Origin of the sequence: Corallococcus exiguus (genome assembly GCF_009909105.1) — a bacterium.
Lineage (GTDB): Bacteria > Myxococcota > Myxococcia > Myxococcales > Myxococcaceae > Corallococcus > Corallococcus exiguus.
This window is the reverse complement of the sequence record NZ_JAAAPK010000004.1, coordinates 605,938-618,611: the sequence shown is the minus strand read 5'-3', so window position 1 is coordinate 618,611 and position 12,674 is coordinate 605,938. Positions and strand designations below refer to the sequence as shown.

Sequence of the window (12,674 nt, the reverse complement as noted above, 5' to 3'; positions counted from 1 at the left end):
TCACGGGGCCATGCCCGGAGCAGGTGGGACTTTACTGGCGGAGCACCAGCAGCCGCACTTCCGTCATGTCCTCGATGGCGTACTTCACGCCCTCGCGGCCCAGGCCTGAGCCCTTCACGCCGCCGTAGGGCATGGTGTCCACCCGGAAGCTGGGCACGTCACCGACGACGACCCCGCCCACCTCCAGCTCGTCCCAGGCCCGCATCGCCCGGGACAGGTCCTGGGTGAAGAGACCCGCCTGCAGGCCGTAACGACTGTCATTCACCCGGTGCAGTGCCTCGTCGAAGTCGCGGAACGGCTGGAGCAGCACCACCGGACCGAAGGCCTCCTCCGCGCACAGCGCCGCGTCTTCCGGCACATCCTCCAGCACGGTGGCATCAAGCAGCGCGCCGCGCCGCCCTCCTCCCGTCAACACCCGAGCCCCTCGCTCCACGGCCAGATGGATCCATCCCTCCAGCCGCCGCGCCGCGGGCTCGTCAATCAGCGGCCCCAGCGTGGTGGATTCATCCCGGGGATTGCCCGCGCGCAGGGCCTTCGCCCTCGCGACGAGCTTCTCCCGCAGGGCGTCGTACAGCGATTCGTGTGCGAGCACTCGCTGCACCGAGATGCAGCTCTGCCCCGCCTGGAAGAAGGCCCCCTGGGCGATGCGGTCCGCGACGAAGTCCAGGCGCCCGGCCTGGTCCGCGTCCACCACGCAGGCCGCGTTGCCCCCCAGCTCCAGCACCACCTTCTTGCGGCCGGCACGGGCCTTCAAATCCCAGCCCACCTTCTCCGAGCCGGTGAACGACAAGAGCTTCAGCCGGTCGTCCTCGATGAAGGGCCCCACGTCCTCCAGGCGCGTGGGCAACACGGAGAAGGCGCCTTCGGGCAGCGCTGTCTCCGCGAGCACCTCCGCCATGAGCAGCGCGCTCACCGGCGTGCGGTCCGACGGCTTGAGGACGAAGGGGCAGCCCGCGGCGATGGCGGGCGCCACCTTGTGCGCCACCAGGTTGAGAGGGAAGTTGAACGGCGTGATGAAGGAGCACGGTCCCACCGGCACGCGCTGCGTGAAGCCCCGGTAGCCCGCGGCGCGCGATGACACCTCCAGGTTGAGGACCTCTCCGCCGCCGCGCACCGCCTCCTCCGCCGCCGCCTTGAAGGTCTCGATGAGCCGGGTGACCTCCGCCCGCGCGTCGCGCAGCGGCTTGCCCGCCTCGATGCAGAGGGCGAGCGCGAACTCCTCCGCTCGCTCCTGGAAGCGGCGCACGCAGTGCTCCAGCACCTGCTGCCGGGCATACGGCGCCAGCTTGCGCATGGGCCCCGTCGCTCGCACCGCCGCGGCGATGGCCTCCTCCACGGCGGCCGCGTCCGCCACGGCCACTCGCGTGACGACCTCCCCTGAGTACTTGTCGGTGACGGGCAGGTCCGCGTTGGGCTGCCTTGGACGGTTGGCCACGTAGTACGGGTAGCGCTCAGTCAGCATGACGTTCCTCTCCTTCGCGTGTGTGCCCATGGCTCACGACTCCGCCAGGGGACCGGCACCGAGCGCCCGCGCGGTGTCCGTGTAATCAATGGGCAGGTCGATGACGTGCACGCCGCCCGACTCCAGGCAGCGCGTGAGCGTGGCGCCGAACTCGGTGGCGCTCGTCGGGCGGTGGCCTCGTGCTCCGTAGGCCTCCGCGTAGCGGACGAAGTCGGGATTGCCCAACGTCATCCCGAAGTCGTGCAGGCCCATCTCCTCCTGCTTCCAGCGGATCATCCCGTAGGCGTCGTCGCGGACGACAATCACGGTCAGGTCCAGCTTCAGGCGCACCGCCGTCTCCAGCTCCTGCGAGTTCATCATGAACCCGCCGTCACCGCAGACGGCCACCACCTTGCGCCGGGGGTGCACGAGCTTCGCGGCGATGGCGGACGGCAGGCCCGCGCCCATCGTCGCGAGCGCGTTGTCGAGCAGCAGCGTGTTGGGCCGACGGCAGCGGTAGTAGCGGGCGAACCACAGCTTGTACATGCCGTTGTCCAGGCACACGACGCCGTCATCCGGCATGGCGCGGCGCACCTCCGCGACCAGCCGCGCGGGGTAGATGGGGAAGCGGTCATCCGCGGCGCCACTGACGAACTGCGCGTCGAGCCCCGCGCGCGACTTCTCGAACGGCGTGAAGTCCCAGTGCGAGCGCGGCCCCACTCCCTCCGCGATGCGCCACACGGCGTTCGCCAGGTCTCCCGTCACCTGCACCTGCGGGAAGTACACGGGGTCCACCTCCGCCGAGGAGAAGTTCAGGTGGATGACCGTGCGGCGGCCATCGCGCATGACGAACGGGGGCTTCTCGATGACGTCATGGCCCACGTTGAGGATGCAGTCCGAGGCCTCGATGGCGCGGTGGACGAAGTCGCCGTCGGACAGCGCGGCCGTGCCCATCCACAAGGGATGCGTTTCATCCACCACGCCCTTGCCCATCTGCGTGCTGAAGAAGGGCAGACCCACGCGGTCCACGAAGGCGCGAAGCATCTCCGACGTCAGCTTGCGGTTGGCCCCCGCGCCAATCATCAACAGCGGGCGGCGGGCCGACGCGAGCGTCTCCACCGCCTGGGCAATGGACGCCTCGTCCGCCACGGGCCTGCGCGCGACACCGGGCGACAGGGGCACGGCGTCGGTAGGCTCGCGCGCCACGTCCTCGGGCAATTCCAGGTGGGTGGCGCCGGGGCGCTCCTCCTCCGCGCGGCGGAAGGCCTCACGGACCGCCGAGGGCACGTGCTCCGCGGAGACGAGCGTGCGGGTCGACTTGGTGAGCGGCCGCATCATCCCGACGACGTCGACAATCTGGAAGTGTCCCTGCTTGCTCACCTTGATGGGCTTCTGGCCGGTGAGCATCACCATGGGCATGGCGCCAAGCTGCGCGTACGCGGCCGCGGTGACGAGGTTGGTGGCCCCCGGCCCCAGCGTCGCCAGACACACGCCCGCGCGTCCGGTGAGCCGTCCCTGCGTGGCGGCCATGAACCCGGCCGCCTGCTCGTGCCGTGTGACGACCAGGCGCATGCCGGCGGTGCGCATGGACTCCAGCAGGTCCAGGTTCTCCTCGCCGGGGAGTCCGTAGACACAGCGCACGCCCTCCGCTTCGAGCGCCTTCACGAACAGATCCGATGCCTTCATGGGGTGCCTCTCCTTCGGTGACGAGGAAGATGTACCCGGGGGCATCGATTCGTACATTCGTCTGTTTTCATCGAGTCGATAGATGCCGTCTATGATGGTTCCATGGAGCTTCGACACCTCCGCTACTTCTCCGCCGTCGCGGACGCGTTGCACTTCGGGCGCGCCGCGCGGCGGTTGCACGTCTCCCAGCCCACGCTGTCGCACCAGATCCACCAGTTGGAGGAAGAGGTCGGCACACCGCTCTTCGAGAGGGCTCGAACCGGGGTACGGCTCACGCAGGCTGGGGAGCTGTTCCGCACCTATGCGTCCCGCGCGCTGGAGGACGTGAACGCGGGCCTGTCCGCGGTGGGCGCGTTGCGAGGACTCGCCACGGGGGCGCTGCGCGTGGGCTATCCCCCGAGCATGCGCGGCCTCGTGGTGCCGGCGCTGACAGCGGTGCTCCGCAGACATCCCGGGCTGGCGCTGAGCGCGCAGGAGGCCGTGGTCCGGAAGCTGGAGCGGCAGCTGGCGGACGGAAAGCTGGACGTGGGCTTGGGCTATGCGCCCGCGCGGCTGGCGGACCTGGACGCGGAGCCCGTCTTCGACAGCCGGCTCGCGCTCGTCGTCGCACGGGGGCATGCACTGGCGGGCGCGGAGTCCGTGGGGGTGAAGCTGCTCGCGGAGGAGCCGTTCGCGCTGCTGTCACGCGGCCTGCGGGTGCGTGCCCGCGTGGACGCGCACTTCGCGGCGATGCGGTTCGCGCCTCGCATCGCACTCGAATCGAACGCGGTGGCCACCGTACTGGCCATCGTCCGCGCGGGCCTCGCCGTCACGGTGCTTCCGGAGCCACGACTCGCGGATGCGGAGCGGCTGGTGGTGAAGCGGCTGTCCCCCGCGCCCCGCTCGGAGCTGGCGGCGCTCCTCTGGCGCAAGGGTGCCCCTCGCACGCCCGCGGCGGAGCTGTTCGCGGCGGAGGTCCGGACTCGGGCAAAGGAAGACGTGGGTTAGGAGAAGACTTCAGCCCCAGGGCCGCAGCCAGAGCACCCATCCCGCCAGGCCCAGTTGCACGACCAGGGTCAGCGTCGCGCCGACCGCCTGGATGGGATTCGTGCGGAGCAGCCCGACCGCATGCGCCAGCCGCGCCACGAGCAGCGCACCGCCGAAGACATGGAGCGCCGTCGAGTTCCCACCGCTCAGCTCCGCCAACAGCAGCAGGATGAGCGCCAGGGGAACCTGCTCGACGTTGTTGCCATGCGCGCGGATGGCGGACCCGAGGCCTGCATGGCCTCCGTCGCCCCGGAACACCTTGAGCTTCGTGCGGACCATGCTGACGTTGATGGAGAGCGCCAGCGTGAGGAAGGCGTTGAGCGCGGCGTAGAGCGAAGTCACCGGGACCAGGGAGAGCGTGCCGAGCAGGGGATTCGTCAAAGAGAGAGCCTCCAACCACGAGAAGGCTGGGACGCTAGCCGTTTCATGACGCCCGTGGGATGTGACGACTCCGGCGTTGACGCCGCGAGGGTTGACTGTGACCCTGAGTCCCGTGTCATTGAACTCCCAGGCGGAAGCGTTCTTCACTGCATCAGGCGTTCGGCTCCGGCGGCGGGGGTCCCGGCCAGGCGCCTTCAACTGGCTGATGCTCCCGGGCGGGCCGGGGATTGGCTCCGAGAGCCTGTTCGGCCTGGCGGACGCGTTGGACGTTCCCGGGACGTGCTGGATGGTGGACCTGCCGGGAGACGGGTCCAACGTCTCTCCTCCCGGTGCGCCCAAGAATCCCTACGACGCGTGGCCGAGGGTCCTCATCGAGGCCGCCCAGGCACTTCCGAACTGCGTCTATCTGGGGCACTCCACGGGAGGAATGTATCTGCTGTCCGTGCCGGAGCTGGAGTCGCTCCTCGTGGGCCTGGTGCTCGTGAGCACGGCGCCGGATGCGAACTGGCGTGCGCCGTTCTTCGAGATGACCCAGCGCCATCCCCTGCCCGAGGTCGACGCCGCGACCCGGCGCTATGAAGCCGAGCGCACGGATGAACGGCTCCGCGACGTCGCGGTGGCGTCGGCGGAGTGGAACTTCACGCCGGAGAGCGTGGCGGCGGGGCGCGAGCTGTTGCGGCGGATGCCCTACAACCGCGCGGCGGTGGACTGGTCCGACCGGAACTTCGATGAGACGTACGTCCACACCTGGTGGCCGCGCTCCCTGCCCACGCTCATCATCAGCGGCGCCGAGGACCGCATCGTCCAGCAGACGCCCTGGTCACAGCCCGCGTTCCAGGGGCCGCACATCCTCCACCAGCGGGTGGAGGGCGCCGCGCACTTCCCCTGGATGGAACGCCCGGACGCCGTGGCTACCGCGATGCGCGCGCTGGTCGCCCGGATGACGCCTCGTCCCTGAGTCCTCATGTCTTGCACCGGCGTACGTCCTCGCCGAGCATCGACCCGTGTCTCCCCTCCCCCTTCACGTCCTGGCTGACCGCTTCGTGCGCACACGCGCACAGGAAGCCGCGCTGGTCCTGGGCGCGGCGCTGTGCACCGCTCTGTTCGCCCAGGTCTCCATCTCCGTGCCGGGCTCACCGGTGCCCATCACGGGACAGACGCTCGCCGTCGTCCTCACGGCGGCGGCGCTCGGCCCCGGGCGTGGCCTTGCCGCGCAGGTCGCCTATCTCCTGCTGGGCGCGGTGGGACTGCCCTTCTTCGCGAAGGGCGCCAGCGGATGGGGAGCGCTCGCAGGTCCGACGGGCGGCTTCCTGGTGGGATTCCTGCCCGCTGCGTTCCTCGTGGGCCTCGCCGCGCGCCACGGATATGACCGGCGGTGGTGGACGGCGGTTCCGCTCTTCCTCGCGGGCCAGCTCCTCGTCCTGCTCATCGGCGTGTCGTGGCTCCACGTGAAGGCCGGGCTCGACTTCGCCACGGCCTTCCAGAAGGGCTTCGTTCCCTTCATCCCCGGGGGCCTGCTCAAGGCCGCCATCGCGGGTGTCATCACTCCCCTCGCCTGGAAATACACGCGGCCTCGCGCGCCCTGAAGCGGCGCGGACGGGATGGGCGTCAGCCCGCGCCGCGCGGCCGTGAACGCCGGGGTGTCGTCAGCTCTTGCGCCAGCGCTTCACGCAGGATGCCCGCCAGTTGGGCCACGGTCTCGCTCGGTTCCCGTTCGGCCCTGAGCAGGTACACCGGAATGCTCCCGAGCGCGGGCAGGCCCGAGGGTCCGGGCTCCAGTACGGCCAGCGTCTTCGGCAGGCTGAAGGCCGTCCGCAGCGTCACGCCCAGCCCCGCCTCGGCCGCAGCCCAGAGGCCCGCGAGGCTCGGGCTCGCGAACGCGATCCGCCAGGCGAGCCCCTTCCGGTCCAGGGCGGTCGTGCAGGCCTCCCGGAAGACGCATGGCGCTTCGAAGGCGATGAGCGGCAGCGGCTGGCCGCGCCCCTCCATGCCCTGCCAGCCAGGCTGGCCAATCCACACGAGCGGCAGCTCGGCGACGCGCTCACTGCATCCCCGCGCCCCACTGCTCCAGGCAAGCGCGAGGTCCAGCTTGCCCGTCATGACGTGGTTGACGAGTTGGGCGTTGCGCTCGGTGCGCACCTCGATGCGCACCGCGGGATGCGCGCGAGCGAAGGTGCTGAGCACCCGGGGCAGCCAGGTTTCAGCGAAATCCTGCGGCAATCCCAGACGGACCTCGCCCTCCAACTCGCTGCCTCGCAAACTGTCCAAGGTCTGATCATTCAATTCGAGGATCCGCCGCGCGCGGCCCAGCAGCACCTCACCCGCCTCGGTCAGGACCAGGCCTCTTCCGGAGCGTTCGACCAGCGCGCGGCCCACCTGCTCCTCCAGCTTGCGCAGCTGGGAGCTCACCGCTGACGGCGAACGGCCCACCCGTGCGGCGGCCCGGGCGAAGCTGCCCAGCTCGAAGGCCGTCACGAACGTCCGCAAGACATCCATGTCCAGGTTGATCCGGGGGAGCATCGTTCGATTTCCTCGAACCCAGGCTTCCAGACTTCGGATTTTTCGGCAAGGCAGGTCCGGGCTACGACGCACGTCATGCCGGCCTCTCCCGCCCATCCTCGAAGCGTCAGGGTCATGCCATTCGTTGTCGCCACGGTGGCCGTCTGGTTGTTTTCGGCGGCGGCGCACGCGCAGGCCCAATCCGCATCCCCGTCCTGGCCGCTGCCCCAACCCGCGCCCATGCCGCCGCCCATCGCGGCGCCGCGAGACACGCCCTTCCCCGGCACCCTTCGACTGCGCGTCGATGCCACCGACACGGCGCGCGGTCTCTTCCGCGTCACGGAAACCCTCCCGGTCACGCCTGGAAGGCGGTTGACGCTGCTCTTTCCGCAGTGGCTTCCAGGGGACCATGGGCCCACCGCGCAGCTGGACGGACTCGCGGGGCTGAAGGTCCAGGCCGGGGAGAGAGTCATTGCGTGGACCCGCGACGCCGTCCAGGTCGCGGCCTTCCACATCGACATCCCCGCTGGCGTGACGTCCATCGACGTGCACTTCCAGTTCCTTGGCGCCACGGAGCCGCGCGTGGGCCCGGTGGTGGCCACGTCCACGATGATGGATCTGCAATGGCACAACCTGGTGCTGTATCCCGCGGGCCATTACGCCCGGCGCATCACCTGTGTGGCCAGCGTGAAGCTGCCGCCCGCCTGGGAGTTCGCCTCACCGCTGACCGTCGCCCAACGGGAGGGTGATGAGGTCCGGTTCCAGCCGGTGACGCTGGACACGCTGGTCGACTCGCCCGTGATTGCCGGCCGCCACTTCAAACGCATCCTGTTGAGCGAGGACCCCGTCCCGGTCCACGTGAACATCGTCGCCGACGACGCCGCGAGCCTCGAACCACCTCCTGGATTCGTCCAGGGCCACCAGGCACTGGTGCAACAGGCCTACCGGCTCTTCGGCTCGCGACACTTTGACCAGTATGACCTGATGGTCTGGATGGCGGACGGCTTCGGCCCCAGCTACTTCGAACACCTCCGCTCGGGCGAGAACGCAGTGCCCGCCGGCTACTTCACGACCTGGAAGGACCGGCCCGAGCAGCGGGGCCGGCTGGCGCATGGGTTCGTCCATTCGTGGAACGGCCTGTTCCGCCGCCCTGCGGAGATGTGGACGCCGGACTTCAACACGCCGGAGCGCGATTCGCTGCTCTGGGTGTTCGAGGGATTGACCTCTTACTGGCAGGACGTGCTCACCACCCGGGCGGGGTTGTGGACGCGGGAGGACGCGCTCGAGGACATGGCCGCGAACGCGGCGGCCATGGCCAACCGCCCCGGCCGGCGCTGGCGCCCGCTCCGGGACGTGACGAACGACGCCATCGTGCAGCGCCGCAAGCCGCTCTCCTGGAAGGGCTGGCAGCGCGACATGTTCGATGCCTACTCCGAGGGCCAGTTGATCTGGCTGGAGGCCGACACGCTCATCCGGGAGCGCAGTGGCGGCCGCAAGTCACTGGATGACTTCGCTCGCGCGTTCTTCGGCGTGCGCCCGGGCAGCCAGGTGACGATGACGTACACGCTGGAAGACATCGTCACCACGCTCAATGCCATCCAACCCCATGACTGGGCAGGCTTCTTCCGCTCCCGGATTGAAGAAACGCACGACGCCCCGCCCCTGGAGGGAATCACCCGAGGCGGCTACGCGCTCACCTGGAGCGAGCAACCCACGGATGCCGTCCGGCGCGCCGAAGCGGCGAGCGGGAACATGGACCTCGGCGACTCGCTCGGCATGACGCTCGCGAAGGACGGAAAGGTGCTCCGGGTGGAGTGGGAGAGGCCGGCCTTCGAGGTGGGCCTTCTGCCCGGCGCGGTGGTGACGGCCGTGAACGGGAGCCCCTACGACGCGCAACGGCTGAAGGACGCCGTCAAGGCCACCGCGCACCAGGAGCCCTTGCGGCTCTCCTGGCGCCAGGGCACGGCCACGCGTTCCGCCCTCATTCCCTGGCATGAGGGCTTGCGCTACCCCCGGCTGCGGCGGGTCGAGGGCACACCGGCGCTCCTGGATGAAATCCTGGCGCCGCGAGACTGACTCCGCTGAGCGCCTCCACGCGCGCCGTCATGCCGCGGAACGGCCGAGCCACTCCTCGAACCGCGTCTTCCCGAGACGAGGGGTGCCGCTCGGCGTGAGCGAGCTGTCCTCCAACTCCACGCCGAAGTAGCGCGCGCGGGCATCCGGGATGACCTTGCGCCCGTCCTGCCTGGCGCGCAGGAAGAGCTGCACCGCGTCCACCAGGCGCAGACGCTCCGGTCCGGCCACCTCGACGATGCCCTGGACCGGCTTGCCCAGCGCCGCTTCGGCCACCGCGTCCGCTACATCCTCCGCCGCCATGGGCTGCATGAGCGCCGTGGAAAGGCGCACCGCATCTCCGTCCGCGCCCGCCTGCGCGATGCTGCCCATGAACTCGAAGAACTGCGTCGCGCGCACCAGCGTGTACGGAATCCCGCCAGCCTGGATGAGCTTCTCCTGGGCCATCTTGGCGCGGAAGTAGCCGCTGCCCAGCAGCCGTTCGGTGCCGACCACGGACAACGCGACGTGGTGCTCCACTCCGGCCTTCACTTCCGCCGCGAGGAGATTGCGCCCCGAGGTCTCGAAGAACGACAGCACGGCGGCGTCCTCGAACGACGGTGAGTTGGCCACATCCACCACCACCCGCGCGCCCGCGAGCGCCTCCGCCAGGCCCTCGCCCGTGAGCGTGTTGACGCCCATGCTGGGGGCCGCCGCCACCACCTCATGTCCCTGCTCGCGCAGCCGCTTCGCCAGCTTCGTTCCGATGAGGCCGGTGCCCCCAATGACCACGATCTTCATGTTTGCCTTTCGGTTGACGCCAGCAACGTATGGGTGAAAGGTGTTGGCTGCCATGCCATCCACCCCTGGTTTTCCGCCAACCTCCCGCCGACCGCGCACCGTGCTCTTCGTCGCCTTTCCGGACATGGGGCTGCTGGACATGACGGGCCCCCAGACGGTGTTCTGGGCCGCGTCCAAGGCCCTGGCCGAACGTGGATGGCCGGGGTACGTGCGCCACACCGTGAGCCTGGAAGGCGGGCTCGTGCAGTCAGCGGAAGGCGTCGCGTTGCAGACGTCGCCGCTCGCCGCGTTCAGGGACGTGCCGGTCGACACCCTCGTCGTTCCGGGCTCGCCGGACATCGAGCAGGTGCTGGCCCGGTCAGGGCCTCTGATTGAATGGCTGAGGAAACAGGCGGCAGCGGCCCGCAGGACCGCCTCGGTGTGCAGCGGCACCTTCCTGCTGGCGCAGGCCGGGCTGCTTCACGGCAAACGCGCGGCGACCCATTGGGCCATGGGAGACCGGCTGTGTGAGCGCTTCCCCTCCCTCACGCTCGACCGCGACGCGATCTTCGTCCGGGAGGATCCGGTGTGGACCTCCGCGGGAGTCAGCGCGGGCATCGACCTGGCGCTCGCGCTGGTGGAGGCGGACCATGGACATGACATCTCCATGAAGGTGGCGCGGGAGCTGGTCGTCTTCCTGAAGCGGCCGGGCGGTCAATCCCAGTTCAGCGAGCTGCTGCAATCCCAGACCCAGGACACCGCCGACTTCGATGCGCTGCACCTGTGGCTCGCGGACAACCTGGGCCGTGACGACCTCACCGTCGAGATGCTGGCCCGGCAGGCCCGGATGAGTCCCCGGAACTTCGCGCGCGTCTACAAACAGAAGACCGGCCGTACCCCCGCGAAGGCCGTGGAGGTCCTGAGGATGGAGCGAGCCAGGGGGTTGCTGGAGGAGTCGAAGCGCAATATCGACCAGATCGCCCGGATGTGCGGCTTCGGCAGCGAAGAGCGGATGCGGGTGACCTTCCAGCGCAACCTCGCCGTTTCGCCGAGCGACTACCGGAAGCGGTTCGCGACCTGAGCGCCGGTTTCATCCCAGCGCACGAAGGTGCTGCTGATTCCCGTCGAGAAGCCGGACTGGTGCGAGGCGGAGGGCAACGATGTCGTCCTCCACACGGGCACCCGTTCGCCCATGCTCCGCAAGGCCGCCGTGGAAGCCCTGCTGCGTCAGTCGTTCTGAACCCGTGCACCGTCAAGGACAGTTCAACGTCGCTGGGGAAGGAAGGTTGTTCGGGTTCTGGGGAAGCGGCTGGGGATCCGCCGGAATCGCCCAGGAGAAGTCCGTGGTCGTGAAGCCCGTGAACCAGGGGTACGTGGCGAAGTTGATGGGCGCCTTGTAATCACAGGGATACGAGGGCGTCTGGAGCACCCACGCTGCGGGCGGACTGCTGGCGGTGTTCGCGAAGGCGCTGGCCACGGCCGCGGTGCCATGACACGTCATGCAGTTGCTCTGGACGCCCACGGGGATGTTCGGTGAGGTCTCCAGGTAGGGATTGAAGCAGACGGTCATCTTGCTGCTCCCCTTGCCCTGGGTCTGGTTGTAGGCGGTGCACATCGCGTAGTTGCGCCCCGCCCCCGTGACCTTGTCCGTCATCCCCTTCTTGCTTCCGGGAAAGTCATCCGGCGCGTCGCTGCCGGGCTGCCACCAGAAGGTCTGCCACGTCCAGTTGACGAGCTCCTTGGTGTTGACGTGCATCGCCGTGAGCACGGCATAGTCGCCAGCTTCCGCCTGGAGCCCTTCGATGGTGGTGCTGTTGAAGGCCTTGGCTTCGTCGGCCGTCATCTGGAAGGAGTAGATGGCGGAGAGCGGCGTGTGCAGGTAGTGCTCGCAGCTGAGGACCGCGGACCCGGGATGGGCCTTGTTCACCTGGTCGATGAGTGGCGCCACGCCCTGGATCTGCTCGGGGGTGGCCTCCGTGATGGGAGCATCCGCCGGCGCCGTGGGGTCCACGATGGCGCACGTCAGCCACAGCGAGGGCGTGGGATGGCACTTGTCCGCCTCTTGTTGCTCGGGCGTGCACGTCGTGTCTGAGTTGACGCTGCCCGCGAGCCCCCTCCACACGGGCACTGGCGTGGGCTTGTGCTTCTTCACCAGGTACAGCACGGGCTTGAGCTCCATGGCCGCCGAGCCCCGGTTCCCCGCGGAGGGCGCGGTGTACGGCGCCTGCTGCACCGTCCTCTGCGCGGTGGGTGTATTCGCCGGCCACTGGCTGTTGAGGTCGGCCAGGCTGGTGAACCGGTTGTAGAAGAACGACGGTCCCCCCGGCGCGGACGGATGCCCCTGCGTCAGGTACGCGGCCATCTCCGGATTGAACTTGTTGAAGGAGACAAGCTGGTCGGTGGGGGTGACGACCGGGCCCGAGCCCGCGGGATGGTGGAACTGACGGGGCCCGTGGAAGCCATGGGTGGCCTTGCGGCGCGACACGTCTGGCGTTGGCTGATCCGGGGCCGGGAAGAGTTCCTCGCCATTCCAGGTGTCCCAGACGGGCATGGGGAGCCCGGTCCCCGGGTAGACCTGTCCGGAATCGGCATGCAGACCGGCCCAGAGGTTCCAGGCCTTGGGGGTGATGCGGGCGGTGTTCCACGCGTCCGCCCACTGCTGGATTTCCTCCCGGCTGCCTGGAAAGTCATATCCAGGAGGGATGGGGGTGGGAGTAATCCATGGGTCGCGAGGCTTGCAGGCGACCAGGATACAGACGCAGGCCAGCAGGAGGGTCCGAACAGGTTGGCGCATGGGTGAAATGCAAAC

12 protein-coding genes are annotated in these 12,674 nt (G+C 69.2%); 6 read left to right on the top strand and 6 right to left on the bottom strand.

All coding sequences use genetic code 11. The annotated features are described in order from the left end of the window. Positions 1–31 precede the first annotated feature (31 nt). Positions 32–1,462 carry an aldehyde dehydrogenase family protein gene (locus tag GTZ93_RS18655; RefSeq protein ID WP_139918994.1) on the bottom strand — a complete coding sequence of 477 codons (1,431 nt, stop codon included), beginning with the start codon at positions 1,460–1,462 and terminating at the stop codon, positions 32–34. Positions 1,463–1,495: 33 nt separating this feature from the next. Continuing rightward, positions 1,496–3,127: an acetolactate synthase large subunit gene (locus GTZ93_RS18650; protein WP_139918993.1), complete on the bottom strand. Its 1,632-nt coding sequence runs from the start codon at positions 3,125–3,127 to the stop codon at positions 1,496–1,498. A gap of 102 nt (positions 3,128–3,229) precedes the next feature. Between GTZ93_RS18650 and GTZ93_RS18645 the strand changes: the two genes are divergently transcribed. Beyond that, positions 3,230–4,114, top strand: a complete 885-nt coding sequence (locus GTZ93_RS18645) for a LysR substrate-binding domain-containing protein (RefSeq protein WP_014395108.1) — start codon at positions 3,230–3,232, stop codon at positions 4,112–4,114. A gap of 9 nt (positions 4,115–4,123) precedes the next feature. On the opposite strand, the gene GTZ93_RS18640 is transcribed toward GTZ93_RS18645, so the two are convergent. Continuing rightward, positions 4,124–4,534, bottom strand: a complete 411-nt coding sequence (locus GTZ93_RS18640; protein WP_158620746.1) for an MAPEG family protein — start codon at positions 4,532–4,534, stop codon at positions 4,124–4,126. A gap of 205 nt (positions 4,535–4,739) precedes the next feature. Here GTZ93_RS18640 and GTZ93_RS18635 point away from each other — a divergent pair, with 205 nt between their 5' ends. After that, the gene (locus GTZ93_RS18635) at positions 4,740–5,492 is read left to right on the top strand and encodes an alpha/beta fold hydrolase (protein ID WP_139918991.1); all 753 of its coding nucleotides are present in this window, start codon (positions 4,740–4,742) and stop codon (positions 5,490–5,492) included. An 85-nt stretch (positions 5,493–5,577) separates the two neighbouring features. Then, positions 5,578–6,120 carry a biotin transporter BioY gene (locus GTZ93_RS18630; RefSeq protein ID WP_257979210.1) on the top strand — a complete coding sequence of 181 codons (543 nt, stop codon included), beginning with the start codon at positions 5,578–5,580 and terminating at the stop codon, positions 6,118–6,120. A gap of 22 nt (positions 6,121–6,142) precedes the next feature. Here GTZ93_RS18630 and GTZ93_RS18625 read toward each other — a convergent pair whose 3' ends face one another. Beyond that, the gene (locus GTZ93_RS18625; RefSeq protein WP_139918989.1) at positions 6,143–7,054 is read right to left on the bottom strand and encodes a LysR substrate-binding domain-containing protein; all 912 of its coding nucleotides are present in this window, start codon (positions 7,052–7,054) and stop codon (positions 6,143–6,145) included. Positions 7,055–7,168: 114 nt separating this feature from the next. On the opposite strand from GTZ93_RS18625, the gene GTZ93_RS18620 reads away from it, so the two are divergent. Then, entirely contained in the window at positions 7,169–9,109 is a 1,941-nt protein-coding gene (locus GTZ93_RS18620; protein ID WP_161662904.1) for a M61 family metallopeptidase, read from the top strand. A 27-nt stretch (positions 9,110–9,136) separates the two neighbouring features. Here the strand turns inward: GTZ93_RS18620 and GTZ93_RS18615 are convergent, their stop codons facing one another. Continuing rightward, complete coding sequence (locus GTZ93_RS18615) at positions 9,137–9,886, bottom strand: SDR family oxidoreductase (protein WP_139918987.1); 750 nt, start codon at positions 9,884–9,886, stop codon at positions 9,137–9,139. A 52-nt stretch (positions 9,887–9,938) separates the two neighbouring features. Here GTZ93_RS18615 and GTZ93_RS18610 point away from each other — a divergent pair, with 52 nt between their 5' ends. Together GTZ93_RS18610 and GTZ93_RS42835 are read left to right on the top strand one after the other, a co-directional pair. Then, positions 9,939–10,946, top strand: coding sequence for a GlxA family transcriptional regulator (locus GTZ93_RS18610; protein WP_139918986.1), 1,008 nt, complete (start codon positions 9,939–9,941; stop codon positions 10,944–10,946). 27 nt (positions 10,947–10,973) lie between these two features. Beyond that, a complete protein-coding gene (locus GTZ93_RS42835; protein WP_257979209.1) occupies positions 10,974–11,105 on the top strand; it encodes a hypothetical protein in 132 nt (43 codons plus the stop codon). A gap of 12 nt (positions 11,106–11,117) precedes the next feature. Here the strand turns inward: GTZ93_RS42835 and GTZ93_RS18605 are convergent, their stop codons facing one another. Next, complete coding sequence (locus tag GTZ93_RS18605) at positions 11,118–12,659, bottom strand: hypothetical protein (protein ID WP_139918985.1); 1,542 nt, start codon at positions 12,657–12,659, stop codon at positions 11,118–11,120. Between the last annotated feature and the right edge of the window lie 15 nt (positions 12,660–12,674).